Origin of the sequence: Picosynechococcus sp. PCC 7003, assembly GCF_001693255.1 — a bacterium.
Lineage (GTDB): Bacteria > Cyanobacteriota > Cyanobacteriia > Cyanobacteriales > MRBY01 > MRBY01.
This window is the reverse complement of sequence record NZ_CP016474.1, coordinates 1283895-1300708: the sequence shown is the minus strand read 5'-3', so window position 1 is coordinate 1300708 and position 16814 is coordinate 1283895. Positions and strand designations below refer to the sequence as shown.

The window sequence follows — 16814 nt, the reverse complement described above, 5'->3', positions numbered from 1 at the left end:
TTCTTTACGGGGCCGCAAAATCAATACAGAATTACGGCGATCGCCTTGCCTCTTTGGGACTTGTTTAGGACTGTGCTGCCTGCTGTTCAAAGAAGTCTGCTTGGGTCGCAAAAATTTCAAAAACACGGTTCATATTGGTCAATTCAAACAGCATTTGCACTTGTTCGTTGACGTTACATAAAATCATTTTTGCCCCGTGGGTACGCACCGTTTTTAATAGTAAAACTAATGATCCGAGGCCTGCACTGTCCATAAACGTGATCCCAGTAAAATCAAGGATCACAACCTCTTTTTTTTCGTCGGTAATACTTTTGAGTAAATCGTCTTTAAACTCAAGGGACTTAATATTATCAAAAATGCCCGTGGGGTGAAAAACTGCAATTTTGTTATCCATAATGAGCGCAGAATTGTTGAAAAAGAAGCAAAAACTGAATAAAGATTTTAAATCAATATTGATGATCAAAGAAGGTGAGGCGTTGTCCTCAAGGGTAGTGACCCAGGGGGACTGTTTTAGCTTAGTCTACATTGCCGCCCTTTGAACCAGACCTATTCTTTTCAATCCATGGGCTTGGCAACAAACGAAGTCTCTACCTTGATATTATCTGACTCCAAGGTAAATCCAGCGGAGAAAATTTGACCTTTTAGGCTCCGGTTTGCGGTTGTGCGGAGGGTCGTTAATCCATTCCCCAGGAAGCGGCCTGATAAAATGCCCAAGGTGTGGAAGCCAGAGTACAGGACAGCGCCAATGGTCAAGCAAATTTTAATTTTGGGGGGCACGGGCCGCATCGGTCAACGGGTGGCAGCGGCGATCGCCCCCCTGGGTTCGGTGACGGTGACAGGGCGTTCGGTGCGAGAGGCAAAGGCACTCCAGGGAACATTTTTGCGCCTCGATTTAGAGGATTTACCGGCTTTAGAAAAGGCGATCACCAACCATGATTTGGTGATTCACTGTGCGGGGCCATTCCACCGCCGGGATGGTCGAGTATTACAAACGTGCATCCACCAAGGCAAAAATTACATTGACATCAGTGACCACCGTTGCCTGTACCAAAAGCTTAAGCCCTTGACCCAGGCCGCCACAGATGCCGGAATCACCGCAGTGTGTAATGCAGGGGTCTTTCCGGGGATTTCTAATAGTATGGTGCGCCTCGGTGTAGAGCAGCTCGACGAACCGCACAAAATTGAGCTTTATTATGGTGTTGCGGGTTCCGGGGGCGCCGGAGAAACGGTGATGACAACGACTTTTCTGGGGTTGGGGGAGCCTTTTCTCGTTTTTCAGGACGGCACTTGGCAGGCCAAACAACCCTATTCTGAGCCGACGACAATTGATTTCCCTAACCCCATTGGCAAAACAACGGTGTATTGGTTTGATGTGGCCGAAACTTTTACCTTTGCCGAATCCTTCCCAGTGAAAACGGTGGTCACAAAATTTGGTTCTCTGCCAAATTTTTATAATCAGCTCACGCGGGCCATCACCCTATTGCCTGAACCACTGCGTCAACATCCCCGCATCATTCAAGGTCTTAGCAAAATTAGCTACGGCATGACCAAGCTCACCGATTCTTTTACGGGGGTTGGGGTGGCAATGCGAGCGATTGTTAGCGGCACTAAAGATGGTACGCCCCAACAGGTTACGGTGGATTTTGTCCATGAACACACGGCGATCGCCGCAGGCTTAGGGGTAGCGATCGTGGCGGAACTGCTTTTGACGGAACAAGTTTCAAAACCGGGTCTCTTCCCGGTCGAACAAATGATTCCCACGGAGCTGTTTATGGCCATGGCCGAAAAGTATAACCTCCAGCTTTCCTGGTCCATAACTCCTAGGCGATCGCCTAGGAGTTATGGGGATATGTCGCCGCAAACTACGCTAAATTAACTAAGTCCAATTCTCGAAGCCCATGGAAATCGCAACCTGGAACGTGAACTCGGTGCGTTCTCGCCAAACCCATATCTGTCAATGGTTAGAAACAACGGGGGTTGATCTGCTCTGTCTCCAAGAAACAAAAGTAGTAGACCCAGACTTTCCCCGGCAGCCCTTCGAAGCCCTAGGCTACCACACCTCGATCTCTGGCCAGAAATCCTACAATGGCGTTGCTCTCCTCAGTCGGGAACAGCTCCAGGACGTGATTATTGGTTTTACACCTGTGGTCGGTGCGGCGATCGCCCAGGATTTTGACGAACAGAAACGGGTGATTTCTGGGGTGATTGGTAACGTGCGGGTGGTGAATTTGTATGTGCCCAATGGTTCCGCCGTCGGCAGCGAAAAATATGACTACAAGCTGGGCTGGTTTGAGGTTCTCAAGGCCTATTTAAAAGAATTGTGCAAAGACGATCGAGAAATTTTAATGTGTGGCGATTTTAATATTGCCCTCGAAGACCGGGATATCTACATGCCGAAAAAACCGGATCACATTATGGCTTCCCCCGCAGAACGGGAAACACTCACGGAGATTCTCGGCTTCGGCTTTCAGGATGTATTCCGCAAATTTAACCAAGACGCCGATCAATTTAGCTGGTGGGATTATCGGACGCGGGGCTTTAGTCGGAATCGCGGTTGGCGCATTGACCACATTTACCTTACGGAACAACTCTACGGCCAGGCGAAACGCTGTTGGATCGACCGGGAGCCGCGCGGTTGGGAAAAACCCAGTGACCATACCCCTGTAATTGTGGAGCTGTAACTGATGGAAGGACTTACACTCCGAAATCAAACCTTTACCTGGGGCGATCGCACCTATGTCATGGGGATTCTCAACGTTACCCCCGACAGTTTCAGTGATGGGGGCCAGTTTAACTCCGTGGCTTCAGCAGTAGCCCAAGCCGAAAAAATGGTCGCCGCAGGCATTGATATCCTCGACATTGGCGGTCAGTCTACTCGCCCTGGATCGGCGCAAATTTCCCTGACAGAAGAACTAGATCGCACCATTCCTGTGATTCGAGCCATTCGAGAAAAATTTCAGACGGTGATTTCCATCGATACCACCCGGGCGGCAGTGGCCCAAAAGGCGATCGCTACCGGGGCCGATATAGTGAACGATATTTCCGGAGCCACCTTTGACGACCAGATGCTGACGGTGGTGCGGGATTTGAACGTGCCAATTATTTTGATGCACATCCGGGGCACCCCGGAAACGATGCAAAGTCTGACGGACTACCAAGATTTGATCGCCGATCTAAAAAATTTCTTCCAGGAGCGCATCGATGCCGCCTTAGCTTTGGGAATCCCGAAAAATCACCTAATCCTTGATCCGGGCATTGGCTTTGCGAAAACAGCCCTGCAAAATTATGATCTCATTCGCCAGCTCCAAGACTTTCGCGATCTGGGTTACCCGCTCCTGGTGGGGCCGTCCCGCAAAAGTTTTATTGGCCACATCCTCAATAAACCAGATCCCACGCAACGGGTGTGGGGGACAGCGGCGGCCTGTGCGGGGGCGATCGCCTTTGGGGCGGATATCCTCCGGGTGCACGATGGGCCAGAGATGATCGATGTCGCGAAAATTGCTGATGTGATTTGGCGGCCTAGAGGGAACGCAGAAAGCTAAAAAACTTCGTTAGGAAACTTTGGAGTTTTTCGTTATCGGCGTATTTTTTCTTGGAGAGCAGCAGCGCTGTTTTACTATTGATTTCGCTCAAGGTCGGGTAGATATGAATCCCCGTTAAGGCCGCAACCGGCAGGCGATAGGTCATGGCCAAAACAACTTCATGGATGAGCTCCCCGGCCATCGGCCCCACCAGATGCGCCCCCAGGATTTCACCGTTGTGACGCACGATCAACTTATGAAAGCCCACGGTAGAATCCTCCGCCTGGGCCCGATCCACTGACGCAAAGGGCACTTTCAAAATCAGTACATCACCGTGGCGTTTACGGGCTTGTTCCTCGGTCATGCCAACCCGTCCCACCTCCGGATCAGTAAAGGTCGCCCAGGGGATTACGCGATAATCAACGCTTTTAAGAAATAGTTGCAAGGGATTTAGGGCATTTTGGAGCACCACAACGGCTTCGTAACCGGCCACATGGGTGAACTGATAGCCGCCAATCACATCGCCACAGGCATAGATCCGGCTATTAGTCGTTTGGAGTTTGTCATTAACGCAAATTCCTTGGCTATCGTAGTCTACCCCAGCGGCTTCTAGGTTTAGGGATTTGACATTGGGGGTGCGGCCTGTGGCCAGGAGGATTTTATCGGCGATCGCCGCCACCTGGGAATCATCCTCGGTGTAGAGATGTTTTTTGCCTTTGACCATTTCCACCCGCTTTAACCGGGCATTTTTCAGAATGGTGATTCCTTCTTGGTTAAATTGTTGCTCGAGGACGGCGGCAACATCGGGGTCTTCTTTGGGTAACAGGCGATCGCGGCTTGCAAACAGCGTCACTTCCGTCCCCAAACGGTGAAACGCTTGCCCCAACTCACAACCGATCGGCCCCGACCCAATCACCGCGAGGGATTCTGGCTGTTCTGTGAGGGAAAACACCTGTTCATTAGTAATAAAACCCGCTTCCTGGAGTCCGTCAACCGGGGGAACAGCGGGCCGTGATCCGGTGGCAATCACAAAGGCGCGCGCCGTTAGTTTGCGACCATTGACCCGAAAAGTTTTGCTGTCGAGAAACTGACCATCGCCAAAAATCACCTCGACCCCCAACTCCGTAAACCGTTCTGGGGAATCGTGGGGTTCAATGGTGGCGATCGCCTTTTGCACATGACCCATCGCCTCTGAAAAATTGATTTCCGGCGGTTTTGTGTGGACGCCAACCCGCCCCCCATGGCGCACTTGGTGGGCAACCTTTGCCGCATGGAGAAAAGACTTACTGGGAACGCACCCATACCAGAGGCAATCTCCCCCAAGGCGATCTTTTTCCACGAGGGCTACCTTTGCCTTTAACTGGGCTGCTGCACTGGCGACCACTAGGCCCCCAGAACCACCGCCAATGATGACAATATCGTAATCCACAGCCACAGCTTACCGTCTCCATGAGTTTGGTCAGTTGTCTTTATTTTGCGCGAAATTTTTCCTTCCAAACCCTTAGCACCATGATTTTCAGGAAATTTTTAACTCTTTTTCTGCTTAACTTCAGTTTTGCGCCCCGCTTCCCCCAAGCCAAGAGGCGATCGCCTGAAATCAGTACAATACGAGTTGATTCACTTGATGGGAGCTCCTTTAAAAATGTTACGAAAACTATTATTTGGCCTAACTCTGATGGTGGGTGCTGGCTTCAGCCTACCGGCCCAGGCGGATGTTGTTGCCTATCCCATGGTTTATAACATTGACGACCAACCCTTTGAGGGATATGTCGCCCGCAATGAAGGCTTTGGGGATAATCAGCCCGTTGTCTTGCTTGTGCATGATTGGGATGGCCTCGACCGCTACGAAAAAATGCGCGCCAATATGCTCTCGACCCAAGGTTATACGGTACTCGCCGTCGATCTTTATGGTCAGGGGGTACGACCTAAAAATGTTGCTGAATCCCAGGCAGAAAGTGGCAAACTCTATGGCGATCGCCAACTGATGCGTGAAAGATTACAAGCAGGCCTTGAGGTCGCCAAGCAACTCGAAGGAGTTGACCCAGAAAAAGTCGCGATCATGGGCTATTGCTTTGGTGGTTCGGCGGTGCTAGAAATGGCCCGGTCAGGGGCGGATCTCGACGGCTTTGTTTCTTTCCACGGCGGCTTAGCCCTGCCAGAAGGTCAAGACTACAGTGAAACCACAGGTTCCGTTTTAGTGCTCCATGGGTCTGCCGATCCTGTATCTCCCATCGCTGAAGTGGCCGCCCTCGCCACGGATTTGAATACTGCGGGTGTGACCTACGATATGGAAATTTATGGGGGTGCCCTCCATTCCTTTACCAAATGGGATTCTAGCGACTATGACCCCCAAGCTGATCTCAAATCTTGGGATGAACTACTTGAATTTTTAAAAACAGTCTTCTAAATGAGACCAATTCCATACTTCAGGAAAAAGTACAGTTAGTTGTCAGCAAGTTTTGGAAAAATATCATTTCAAGCTTGCTTTTTTATTTTTTTCGTCACGGTAAAACATTAATCAGTACAAATATTTTTTCATCACTAATTTCACGCCCATTGGGAAACTTTTTTGTGGCTTAATCTGTCATGGATTTCTACAGAGAATTGAATTGAACAGGATATTTAGCACCATGAAACCCTTTACACGCCAATGGGTACTACTGGGCCTGATTCCCCTCCTGACTTTAGGGTCATTACTGCCTACCTTACCGGCCAATGCTGGCCCCAGACGAAACAACACCCCAGAAAATTCCTACGAATACTATCGATATCGTTGGGATTATGATGACGATGATGATTGGGATGATGACGACGACGATCGCCACAGATATCCATATCGTCAATACGACTGGCGAGATGAAGTTTCTTCCTGGGACGGGATTTTTAATGACATTGATCGCAATTACAATAACCGCATCCCCCGCGAGCTTTTTTACTTTCTAAGACGCGACCAAAATCTGCGTCGGAGCCTGTTCCAAACTTTCGGTCTGCCTAGGGGGAATGACAATTTGATCCGTGACATTATTCTCGGTGTTCTTTTCGACCGTAACTACAACAATTACAATAACTACCGTTATCAGCGCGGGTTTAACTACGGCATCGATGCGAGTTGCTTACCGGCCCGGTGGCGACAGGAATATTATCGCGGCAACCCAGTGCCCCCTTATCTGCTGCGGCAATGTGGTCGCGTGCGTTCATACGATTACGATGATTAGCCGATTGTCCTAAGGTTTCACGGAAGGAGCCTCGGTTCTACGGAATAAACCGAGGCTATAAAGATAGAGTGTGCCAACGGAACTGAGAAAGAGCACATAGGCGATCGCCTGGGCCAGGTAAATTTTTTGGCGATAACCCAACAGAGATTTCAACAGAATCCCTGGAAACTGTTTGTCGGGTAAAATTTCTGATAAATCCCAAAGCTGAATCCCCAACACACAAGCTGGGGCGGGGGAAATGCAGAGGGCCTGATATTGGGTTTGGATCTGGGCAAAGAGGGCGATCGCCGCATCGATGTGCTTTAAAACACCGACCACCAGCCCCGCAATAATTAGCAGCAAAAAGATTCCCATCACCTGAAAAAATAACTTGATATTCAGCCGTACCCCCAGGGCAAAAAGGAGAAATCCCAGCACCGTTGCCACGGTCAAGCCCGCGATCGCCCCAAGACTCGGCATCAGCCACCCCCCTTGGAACTGGGCCACAATGAAAATCACTGTTTCAAATCCTTCCCGGAGCACCGCGATAAAAATCAGGGAAAATACCGCCCAGGCCGCCGTTTCTCTATCCTGGAGTGCTGCTTGTAGTGCCCCTTCGACGTCTGATTTTAGGGATTTGGCCTGGCGGGTCATCCAAATGAGCATCCAACTCAACATGGCGATCGCCACAATCCCAAAACTCCCCTCCAGAATTTGTTTAAAAACCGGTGCATAGGCCCCATCCGCCGTCGCCACCTGTAACAGCAGTCCCCACAGACCCCAGCCGACCAGGACACTCGCCCCCAACCCGGCACCAATGCCGCCATAGACCCACTTTTGTAAAGACATCTGCTGCGCTTTAGCCAGACAAGCCAAGACGATGCCGACCACTAGGGCCGCTTCAAAGCCCTCCCGCAACGTAATCACAAAGGCGGGTAATGCTGCACTAATTTCCATAACTGATCCCATCAATTTCGGTGGTGTTTTTCGCTTGCACAACGATTTTTTGATCCTAAAGGATTTTTCTCTAGGGTCTGGGCGATCGCCAAAAGTCTCTGCTGCCCACCATCGCGGTGATGAATATTTTGCCCCTCAATTTCGCATAAAAGCGACGGGTCATCACGATAGATGCTTAACCGCGTAAACGGAATGCCCCTATCTTGACTGAGAGGTCAAAAATAAAACGCCACGGAAATGCTTGCAATGCATCTTTTGCAACATTTTGCTGCTCATCGACGATTTCAGAAAGTCACTTTATTCATAAAGTCATATTATTCACAACTTTTGGGCGATCGCGCCAGGAAGGAAAGGAATACAGATAAACTCTTAGATAGTCATCTTAGTGTGTAGCAGAGCATTGTCTATTGCCGTCGTCACCTAAAATTCATCGAATAATGCCACATGACCAACCTCACGCTCCTTCAGCTTTGTATTTGGCTCAGTCACAAACATGGAGACCCCCTGGATGGACTGCGCCAAGAGCTATTGCTGCGGGCGTTGGAAGGGTACAAATTAAAAGATATTCAGATCGATGGCTATTCCCACAGCTATGTCAAACGAGTCATTGCTCCAGATCTCTGGAAACGCCTCGGACGTTATTGTAACCAACGGGTGGGGATTCGTTCACTCCAGTTGGCTTTGACTACTAAATATGAGCAGCTCTCGGAGCAAGAAAAGGCAGCGGTCGATAAAATCGTCCCCAACGGCATGGCCACGGCCACAGAACCCCAAGTGCCAGCGCCAACGCTACCCCAGTACCAAGGTATTCCCAGAAACAAAAATCGTTTTTATAACCAAGAGTCAACCCTGCGTACCCTGGGGCAACAACTCCAACAACGGGGTATTTCGTTAATCTTTGTGCTAGGCGGTGGCGGCCTAGGCAAGACCACCCTGGTTAGTGAAGTGCTCCGGCACCACCCACCCCTCCAGGAAAATACCCTTTGGTGCAACCTTAGCGATCGCCTCATGTTTGATCAAAATTGGGCTTTGATTCAGCAGGAATGGGCCTTAGAAGACCACCCCGACGGGGCGATCGCCCAACTCCAGGATTATTTGCAGCAGCAGCCGAAGATCTTAGTCTTTGATCACTGGGAACTGCTCTTTACCACCGCTTGTCTATCGGGGAACTATCAACCACAACATACAATGTATGTGGAATTTTTAGAGGCGATCGCCCACCAGACCCTAGCGGGTACTGTCGTCATTATTTCCAGGGAAAATTCCCCGTCCATCGAAGCCTTGGCCACAGACAACCCCAAGGTCACCCTGATTACCGTCGAAGGCCTTAGTAATTTAGTGGCCCAGCAGATTCTCCAGGAATACAACCTCCAAGATCAAGAACTGTGGGCTGATTTGGTCGAGACCTATCGTGGCAACCCCCTCAAGCTCCGGTTAATCGCCACGGGAATTCAAGAATGGTACGGCGGTTCTGTGATGCAATTTCAAAATCAAGAAACGATTATCGGTGGCAATACCCTACGGGATATTCTCTACAGTCTCACCTGTCGCATTAGCAACTCCGAACAGGAAGTGCTCTACTGGCTGATGTTGTGGGGCAAGTCCATTACCCTCGAACAACTGCAAGCCAACTACCATTTAGAAATGTCCTTCGCCAGTGAAGTTTGGGATGCGGTGCGCTCCCTTGATCGACGCTTCCTCCTAGATAAAAAAGAAAATCATCAGCCCTACTTTGGCCTGCAACCTTCGATCCAGCGTTACCTCGCCCAGGAATTTACCCGGGAATGTTGCCAAGAAATTATCCAGGCGATCGCCACCCTCCCCCAAACCAATTTTAATCACCTCAAACGTTACCCCCTCATGCCCAACGGAGCCGATCCGAATATCCTGGCTTCACCTGTCATTTGTCCAATTCTGAAGGGACTTCAAAACCGTTACCGGGATTTTTCTCAAATCCAAGCAAATTTGCGGCGACTGCTCCACAATATTCCCCCTGCCACTCCCCTCCGGCATGACTATAGCCAAGCCAATCTCACTCTCCTATATGAAACTTTGACGACCTATTTTCTCTAGCCGATCCAGCAATATTTAAAGGAAAAACTTTTCTGGGAATCTTCTGAGGCGATCGCCCTTCTCTGATAGACTTTGGGGTGTTTACAAAAAAACTAAATGACTGGTGGTTTTGATCAACAGTCGCAGTCTGGAGGATAAAAAGCGTGGAAAGCACCCTCGGTTTAGAAATTATTGAAGTTGTCGAACAAGCGGCGATCGCCTCTGCCAAGTGGATGGGCATGGGCGAAAAAGATACCGCCGACCAAGTGGCCGTCGAAGCCATGCGCGAACGCATGAATCAAATTCATATGCGCGGTCGCATCGTCATCGGTGAAGGGGAGCGGGACGATGCCCCCATGCTTTACATCGGTGAAGAAGTCGGGATTTGCACCCGTGAAGATGCAAAAGCCTATTGCAACCCCGATGAACTGATCGAAATTGACATTGCCGTTGACCCCTGTGAAGGCACCAACCTCGTCGCCAACGGTCAACCCGGTTCCATGGCAGTGCTCGCCATTTCCGAAAAAGGCGGTCTGTTCCATGCCCCTGACTATTACATGAAAAAATTGGCCGCGCCCCCAGCCGCCAAAGGGAAAGTTGACATCCGCAAGTCTGCCACCGAAAACATCAAGATTTTGTCTGAATGCCTCGGTCGCGATCCCCAAGAACTCGTGATCGTTGTAATGGATCGCCCCCGCCACAAAGATCTAATCAAGGAAATCCGTGCCACTGGTGCCCGGGTTCGTTTGATTAGTGATGGTGACGTATCTGCGGCAATTTGTGCTGCTTTTGCTGGTACCAACATCCATGCGCTGATGGGGATTGGTGCGGCTCCTGAAGGTGTCATTAGTGCTGCAGCAATGCGTTGCCTCGGTGGCCACTTCCAAGGGCAACTGATCTACGATCCCGCCGATGTAAACACCCCCGAAAGTGCTGGCTGGAGCCGTGAAGAAAATATCGAGCGTCTTAAGTCCATGGGCGTTACTGATCCTGACAAAGTTTACGAAGCAGAAGAACTCGCTTCTGGCGAAACGGTTCTGTTTGCGGCCTGTGGGATTACCCCCGGTACTTTGATGGAAGGGGTTCGCCTGTTCCACGGTGGTGCTCGTACCCAGTCTCTGGTTATCTCTAGCCAATCCATGACTGCCCGCTTCGTCGACACCATTCACATGTGGGATAACCCCCAAACAATCCAACTCTAAGTCGCAAGCTTTGAAGGATTGATCTAAAACTCAATTAGCCTTCTTGAAAAAAAAGCAAGGGCGATCGCCAGTGGGGGGTCGCCTTTTTTCGTGCAGGTTAAGCCGTGAGGACGCCGTAAAGTTACATAAATTTTCTTTACAAAACCTTTTGTCCCGAAATGTTCGGAGACTACATTGCATAGGAAGTTAAAAAAATCCTTTAATAAAACTCTGCGCTTCCCTTGGATGTTGGCGCCCTAGAGAGATAAAACCTTTAGAGAAAACCCCATGAATATTGTTGTTGTTGGCCTGAGTCATAAAACAGCCCCCGTCGAAATCCGCGAAAAACTCAGTATTCAAGAAGCGAAAATGGACGCGGCGATCGCCCACCTCAAATCCTATCCACATGTGGAAGAAGTCACCGTCATCAGCACCTGTAATCGCCTCGAAATCTATGCTGTCGTGCAGGAAACAGAACAGGGCGTGCGGGAAATTTGCCAATTTCTTGCGGAAACCGGACAACTCCAACTCAATCGCCTGCGCCGCTATCTCTTCACCCTGCTGCACCAAGATGCCATCCGTCATCTATTGCGGGTTGCTGCGGGCCTAGAAAGTCTCGTCCTCGGAGAAGGCCAAATCCTCGCCCAGGTCAAAGCCGCCCACAAGCTTGGCCAACAACATAAAGGCTTGGGCCGTTTACTCGATCGGATGTTCAAACGAGCAATTACCGCTGGGAAACGCGTCCGCAGCGAAACCAATATTGGTACCGGGGCTGTCTCCATTAGTTCCGCCGCCGTGGAATTAGCCCAGATGAAGGTCAAGGATCTCTCTGATCAAAAAATCGCCATTATCGGTGCCGGAAAAATGTCGCGCCTGTTGGTGCAACACCTCGTTTCTAAAGGGGCCGAAGACATCACCATCGTTAACCGTTCTGAACGGGGGGCGCGGGATCTCGCGAAAAAATTTCCCGATGTAGATCTGCAATTGGAATTGTTGCCAGAGATGCTCAATGTCGTTGAACAAGCAGACATTGTCTTTACCAGTACCGGTGCAACAGAACCGATTCTCGACCGAGCAAAACTCGAAGATCTCGATCTCCACACCTTAATTTTGATCGATATTTCTGTGCCCCTCAACGTTGCCGCCGATGTGGAAGAAATCGCCGGCGTTCGTTTATATAATGTAGACGCTCTCAAGGAAGTGGTCGCCCAAAACCAAGCGTCTCGCCGCAAAATGGCCGAAGAAGCCGAGGCCCTCCTAGAAGAGGAAGTGGAGAACTACATCCAATGGTGGCAGTCCCTCGAAACCGTCCCGACCATTAGTTCCCTACGCAGCAAAGTCGAAAGCATTCGGGAGCAGGAACTTGAAAAAGCCCTTTCTCGCCTCGGGGCAGAATTTGAAGAGAAGCACCAGGAGGTTATTGAAACCTTGACCCGGGGGATCGTTAATAAAATTCTCCATGATCCGATGGTGCAACTACGTGCTCAACAGGATATCGAAGCCCGCCGCGTCTGCTTACAATCGCTGCAAATGCTGTTTAACCTCGAAACGGAAGAGGCCATTTAGCAAGAGCCTAGGGCCTTATTAGACCCCGTAAATTTCAGTTTGAGCCGGTGTTTTCGCTAGGATGATGAACGCGGAGACTCCGGCTCTGCGAGTTTATTTTTTAAGTTCTTTTAAATTTCTGAGGTAAATAAATGCGCCAAAATCGATGGAAAAAGGCGATCGCCAGTTTGTTGATCGTGATCAGTTGTACGTTGGCCGCTTGTGGTGGCGTCGGCAGTCTGCAGGGCTATAGTAATGGCACCTATGGCTATCAATTTCTCTATCCCAATGGTTGGATTCCCGTTGATGTCAGCAAAAGCGAGACTGGTGTAGATGTCGTTTTTCGGGATTTGGTGGAGTATTCCGAAAATTTGAGTGTCATTATCAGTGATGTTCCCGCCGACAAAGCCTTAGGCGACCTGGGAACTCCCACTGACGTTGGCTATCGATTCATGAAAGAAGCAAGCCAAAATAGCGATCGCCAACCCGAACTGATCCGGGCCGAAAGTCGCACCGACCAGGGCCAGACCTACTATACTCTCGAATATCGCGTCACCCTCCCCGGAGGTCAAATGCGCCATGACCTCGCCACTGTTGCTGTAAAACTGGGTAAACTCTATACCTTCAATCTCTCGACCCGCGAAAGCCGTTGGCCCCAAGTCGAGAAACTCTTTAATGCGATGGTTAAATCCTTTAAGGTCTAATCTCAACCAATATTTTGAAACCTTGATCCCCCAGTGTATCCACCTGGGTATGCTGTAATTGCCTCTGTTTGCGCCGCATTACCTCAAAACACCATGGAATTTGTCCTTGCGTCCGCTTCCCCTGCCCGTCGTCGTTTACTCCAAGGCATTGGGATTAATCCCATTGTCCATGTGAGTCACTTTGATGAATCCCAAATTCACCATGATGATCCGGCCCAGTTAGTCGAAGCCCTCGCTGCGGCCAAAGCAAAGACCGTCGCCGAACATCGCCAAGATGCGTTGATACTCGGCTGCGATTCGGTGCTCCATGTCCGGGGGGAAATCCTTGGGAAACCGGCCTCCCCCGCCGAGGCGATCGCCCGGTGGCAAACCATGCGGGGCCATTACGGTTTGCTCTATACAGGCCATGCCCTCGTGGATCAAACCCAAAACCAAACCTTGGTGCGCCATGGGGTCACAAAAGTATATTTTGCCGCCATTGATGATGACACAATTGCCGCCTATGTCCGTAGCGGCGAACCTCTGCAATGTGCGGGGTGTTTTGCTCTTGAAGGGAAAGGAGGGCTTCTGATCGAGAAGATCGAAGGTTGCCATAGTAACGTCATTGGTTTGAGCCTACCGCTATTGCGGGAAATGCTGACGCACCTCGGCTATACCGTTCAGACTCTATGGCCCTAGCATCAGCGGAAATTTTACACAAATAGGGCAATGTTACATTTACTGGCATTTTACCAACGACATTTTAGGGATGGGATATTCTGAGAAGAAATCAACATCCGCCTAGCCATCATCCCCAGACTTTATCCATCCATACTGCGCCCCTATTTTGGCGCCAACCCAGTGACCAAGGAGATTCCACCATGTCCTTAAGCGATGAATTTAAGCAAGCTCTCCGCAGCGGCGACCTTTCCAAAGCCTTTACGATGGTGGCGAGTAAGGCAGCAATCCTAAATATTACGACTCGAATTGTCCGTGATCCGAACCAGGGCGAACCCTACCCTCCCAATAGCAGCCTCCATACCCAAGTCGATCTCATCAATGGAACCGTGGAAAATGACGTTGGTGAGGCCGTACTCAATACTGCTCAGTACCAAAATCTCCAGCATTTTCACCAACAGCAAGTTGCCCTAAGTCACCGTAAAATTCAAGAAAACTTCCAGGGTTTGCAACAGCTATTTCAGTTGCTTGTGACTTTGCAGCAGTATGACCGTTTAATGAATGCGGAGGAACCCCTAGACCTGAAATTCCTTGAAATACCGAACCAAACCCTCATGGCCGCAACGGTTAAGGTTGTTGAACCTTTCACAACAACGCCGCCACAGGACGACCATGCCCTGCCAACGGTTGCGCCGAGTGCGCCGATGGAAGCTGTTTCAAAATCTCAGCCCGATGTAGTCCCAGAAAAGAACGAAGATTTAACCGATTCTGATTCCCTCAACTTTTTAGACAATTTTGCAGATATTGCCCTGGATGAAACCCCAGATGCGGCCCTAACGGCCAATGATGTCCCAGGGATTGAAGCTTGGGAGACGCCCATTGATACCACGGCTGTAGAACGAGCCAACGGCGATCGCCCGGATGCCTATGTTCCCAACTTGGCAGATTTTGAAGTAGACAGCGATCCCTTCGGAGATGAGGCGATCGCCGCCCAGGCAGACTTAGGCAATTTAGAGGATGATTTAGGGTTAGAAGACTTACTCGAAGACCCAGAAACTCCCATGACTGAGGCGGTGACATCGCCAGAAACGGCAGATCTAGATACGGTCGATGATGAGACTTTATTTACGTTTTTGAGTCAGGATTGGCATAATCACCCAGGTGTCACGGAAGTCACATCCCTCGATGGGCCCGAGACAAGCCAATTACCTCTACCGCCCCTCCCGGAAAATTGGCTAGAGCAGGAATTGGCCGCTGAAACGGAGGCTTTACCCGATCTATCAGAGGCAGAGACTAAGGCGGGTGATGGAGAAGAAGACTTAGAGGGATTAGAAGATTTAGAAGACTTAGACGAAACGACTGCCGACTTTGAGGAGGATCTTTTCCCAGAAGATCTGGCCCTCGGAGAACTCCCAGAAGATGAACTTGGCGATCGCCTCACCGAACCCTTCCCGGATGTTATCACTACCGATTTTGATTACGACCCTGAACCGTCGTCAGAGTTGACTACAGATGATGCCTTAGCTGGTGACGAATTAGAGTTAACGGCCTCTGATTTAGAACAACTAGAGTCTTTCGCGGTGTCTGGCTTAGACGACCTCCTGGAGAGTAATGAAGAAATGCTCATTGCAACCACCGAAGCAGGGGCCCCTGAGGATACCGTTGCAGATCACCAATATCTGCCCACGGATCTAGAGGATTTGGATGCTTTTGAATTCAACATCTTTCCCACAGATTTAGACGAAAATACCCTTGGCCCCTTAAATGCCCCAGACTTTGACAGTTCAGAATTGGCCCTGGATCTAGACTTAGAGAACGATGGAGACATTGACATTGACATTGACCTTGATCCCGATGGCGTCGACGCTGATTTTGATCTCGAGGCTGATCCCTTAGCCACAGCCGATCCGTTAGCCGAGGAAGACTTCGATCTCCTCAGTGATTTTGAGCTTGACCTCGAACCAATGGAAATGGATCCTGCCGACAGCATCAGTGACGATTCTGGGTTAGATACCGATTCCCTAGAAGCCACAGACGCTTTATTCGAGGAAGACTTCGATCAACCCGATGATTTTGAGTTTGACCTCGAACAGATGGATCTATCGGGGGAAATGACCCTTGATTCTCTCGATACATCCTTGGATTTAGACTTCGAACAGCAAGACTTCACGGAAGACATTAATGCGGCAGCCTCCTCTAGCGCTCCTGATGCCTCCCCAGAATCCACTACGGATCAAGATCAGGATGCTTGGCTGTCGGAGATGACCGACCTAGGAGAAGAAGACGAAGATATCTTTAACCTAGGGGAATTCGATGAATCAGCATTGCTCGACTTTGACCTCGATCAAGACCACCTCTCTGAGCTTGACACCGAGGCCCTTGATGACCAGGAAAATTCACACGACTTTGAGGCTCGTGAGTTCAGCAAAGAGACGGTGATTCAGGCAGATTTCCAGCAGCCAGACGACCTGAATTTGTTAGATGCTGCGGCCCTAAGTTTTGATGACTTAGACCTCGATCTTGACCCCCAGAATCTGCCACTGGAGACCATGACCCTTTTGGATGACGATCTTGACCTTACGGTCGATCTACCTTCCCTAGACAACGAAAGCCATGGCACCAGCGATGTCAATCATCACCATGATGCGGCGGCCGCCCCGACCAATGATTTCACCGATGATAGTTGGTTAGAGGAACTTGATCTGTCGGGTGAGCTGGATCCTGATTTTGATCTTGGCCTCGATGAGGGGAATTCTGCGGTCGATAGCGCCAACTTCGATAAGTCGGATCAAGAAAGCGCCATTGATCTATCCACCACTGATGAGGCGATCGCCCCCCTAGATGATCTGGACTTAGACGAAGCCCTGGCGGATTTAGAAGAACTGAATGCCTTCGATAGCAAGGACTTTGATGACCTTGATCTTGGAGACGAAGAGCTCCTTTTCCTAGAAGAAGAGCCCTAGGTACCTATGCTAAGCACGCTCCCAATTGTTTCATTTTCAT

General features: G+C 50.0%; 14 protein-coding genes. 11 read left to right on the top strand and 3 right to left on the bottom strand.

The window, feature by feature from the left end:
• Positions 1-64: 64 nt before the first annotated feature.
• The gene (locus AWQ21_RS06215; RefSeq protein WP_065713785.1) at positions 65-394 is read right to left on the bottom strand and encodes an STAS domain-containing protein; all 330 of its coding nucleotides are present in this window, start codon (positions 392-394) and stop codon (positions 65-67) included.
• Between the two features lie 351 nt (positions 395-745).
• On the opposite strand from AWQ21_RS06215, the gene AWQ21_RS06210 reads away from it, so the two are divergent.
• The 3 genes from AWQ21_RS06210 to folP are packed head-to-tail and all read left to right on the top strand — an operon-like array spanning position 746 to position 3542.
• The gene (locus AWQ21_RS06210) at positions 746-1876 is read left to right on the top strand and encodes a saccharopine dehydrogenase family protein (protein ID WP_065713784.1); all 1131 of its coding nucleotides are present in this window, start codon (positions 746-748) and stop codon (positions 1874-1876) included.
• A gap of 22 nt (positions 1877-1898) precedes the next feature.
• Positions 1899-2681, top strand: a complete 783-nt coding sequence (gene xth / locus AWQ21_RS06205; protein ID WP_065713783.1) for an exodeoxyribonuclease III — start codon at positions 1899-1901, stop codon at positions 2679-2681.
• A 3-nt stretch (positions 2682-2684) separates the two neighbouring features.
• A complete protein-coding gene (folP, locus tag AWQ21_RS06200) occupies positions 2685-3542 on the top strand; it encodes a dihydropteroate synthase (protein ID WP_065713782.1) in 858 nt (285 codons plus the stop codon).
• Here folP and AWQ21_RS06195 read toward each other — a convergent pair.
• Positions 3520-4956 carry an NAD(P)/FAD-dependent oxidoreductase gene (locus AWQ21_RS06195; protein WP_065713781.1) on the bottom strand — a complete coding sequence of 479 codons (1437 nt, stop codon included), beginning with the start codon at positions 4954-4956 and terminating at the stop codon, positions 3520-3522. The two genes, folP and AWQ21_RS06195, sit on opposite strands and share 23 nt — an antisense overlap.
• A 207-nt stretch (positions 4957-5163) precedes the next feature.
• Here AWQ21_RS06195 and AWQ21_RS06190 point away from each other — a divergent pair, with 207 nt between their 5' ends.
• Positions 5164-5928 carry a dienelactone hydrolase family protein gene (locus AWQ21_RS06190; protein ID WP_065715245.1) on the top strand — a complete coding sequence of 255 codons (765 nt, stop codon included), beginning with the start codon at positions 5164-5166 and terminating at the stop codon, positions 5926-5928.
• A 223-nt stretch (positions 5929-6151) separates the two neighbouring features.
• Positions 6152-6736, top strand: coding sequence for a hypothetical protein (locus AWQ21_RS06185; RefSeq protein ID WP_065713780.1), 585 nt, complete (start codon positions 6152-6154; stop codon positions 6734-6736).
• A 9-nt stretch (positions 6737-6745) separates the two neighbouring features.
• Here AWQ21_RS06185 and AWQ21_RS06180 read toward each other — a convergent pair whose 3' ends face one another.
• On the bottom strand, positions 6746-7672 hold the full coding sequence (locus tag AWQ21_RS06180; protein WP_065713779.1) for an FTR1 family protein: 927 nt from the start codon (positions 7670-7672) through the stop codon (positions 6746-6748).
• 444 nt (positions 7673-8116) lie between these two features.
• Here AWQ21_RS06180 and AWQ21_RS06175 point away from each other — a divergent pair, with 444 nt between their 5' ends.
• From AWQ21_RS06175 to AWQ21_RS06150, 6 genes are all read left to right on the top strand, one after another.
• Entirely contained in the window at positions 8117-9745 is a 1629-nt protein-coding gene (locus AWQ21_RS06175; protein WP_065713778.1) for an NB-ARC domain-containing protein, read from the top strand.
• Between the two features lie 143 nt (positions 9746-9888).
• A complete protein-coding gene (gene glpX, locus AWQ21_RS06170) occupies positions 9889-10926 on the top strand; it encodes a class II fructose-bisphosphatase (RefSeq protein ID WP_065713777.1) in 1038 nt (345 codons plus the stop codon).
• A gap of 267 nt (positions 10927-11193) precedes the next feature.
• Positions 11194-12471, top strand: coding sequence for a glutamyl-tRNA reductase (locus AWQ21_RS06165; protein ID WP_065713776.1), 1278 nt, complete (start codon positions 11194-11196; stop codon positions 12469-12471).
• A gap of 131 nt (positions 12472-12602) precedes the next feature.
• Positions 12603-13154: a photosystem II reaction center PsbP gene (gene psbP, locus AWQ21_RS06160; RefSeq protein ID WP_065713775.1), complete on the top strand. Its 552-nt coding sequence runs from the start codon at positions 12603-12605 to the stop codon at positions 13152-13154.
• A gap of 93 nt (positions 13155-13247) precedes the next feature.
• Positions 13248-13832, top strand: a complete 585-nt coding sequence (locus tag AWQ21_RS06155) for a nucleoside triphosphate pyrophosphatase (RefSeq protein ID WP_065713774.1) — start codon at positions 13248-13250, stop codon at positions 13830-13832.
• A 182-nt stretch (positions 13833-14014) separates the two neighbouring features.
• Complete coding sequence (locus AWQ21_RS06150) at positions 14015-16774, top strand: hypothetical protein (RefSeq protein ID WP_065713773.1); 2760 nt, start codon at positions 14015-14017, stop codon at positions 16772-16774.
• The last annotated feature ends 40 nt before the right edge of the window (positions 16775-16814 follow it).

What these genes read in the sequence shown, in the direction of transcription:
- AWQ21_RS06185 (WP_065713780.1), top strand. Translation starts at nt 6,152, where the DNA reads ATGAAACCCTTTACACGCCAATGGGTACTACTGGGCCTGATTCCCCTC.
- AWQ21_RS06180 (WP_065713779.1), bottom strand. Translation starts at nt 7,672, where the DNA reads ATGGAAATTAGTGCAGCATTACCCGCCTTTGTGATTACGTTGCGGGAG.
- AWQ21_RS06165 (WP_065713776.1), top strand. Translation starts at nt 11,194, where the DNA reads ATGAATATTGTTGTTGTTGGCCTGAGTCATAAAACAGCCCCCGTCGAA.
- AWQ21_RS06190 (WP_065715245.1), top strand. Translation starts at nt 5,164, where the DNA reads ATGTTACGAAAACTATTATTTGGCCTAACTCTGATGGTGGGTGCTGGC.
- AWQ21_RS06150 (WP_065713773.1), top strand. Translation starts at nt 14,015, where the DNA reads ATGTCCTTAAGCGATGAATTTAAGCAAGCTCTCCGCAGCGGCGACCTT.
- AWQ21_RS06210 (WP_065713784.1), top strand. Translation starts at nt 746, where the DNA reads ATGGTCAAGCAAATTTTAATTTTGGGGGGCACGGGCCGCATCGGTCAA.
- AWQ21_RS06155 (WP_065713774.1), top strand. Translation starts at nt 13,248, where the DNA reads ATGGAATTTGTCCTTGCGTCCGCTTCCCCTGCCCGTCGTCGTTTACTC.
- folP (WP_065713782.1), top strand. Translation starts at nt 2,685, where the DNA reads ATGGAAGGACTTACACTCCGAAATCAAACCTTTACCTGGGGCGATCGC.
- AWQ21_RS06175 (WP_065713778.1), top strand. Translation starts at nt 8,117, where the DNA reads ATGACCAACCTCACGCTCCTTCAGCTTTGTATTTGGCTCAGTCACAAA.
- psbP (WP_065713775.1), top strand. Translation starts at nt 12,603, where the DNA reads ATGCGCCAAAATCGATGGAAAAAGGCGATCGCCAGTTTGTTGATCGTG.
- xth (WP_065713783.1), top strand. Translation starts at nt 1,899, where the DNA reads ATGGAAATCGCAACCTGGAACGTGAACTCGGTGCGTTCTCGCCAAACC.
- AWQ21_RS06215 (WP_065713785.1), bottom strand. Translation starts at nt 394, where the DNA reads ATGGATAACAAAATTGCAGTTTTTCACCCCACGGGCATTTTTGATAAT.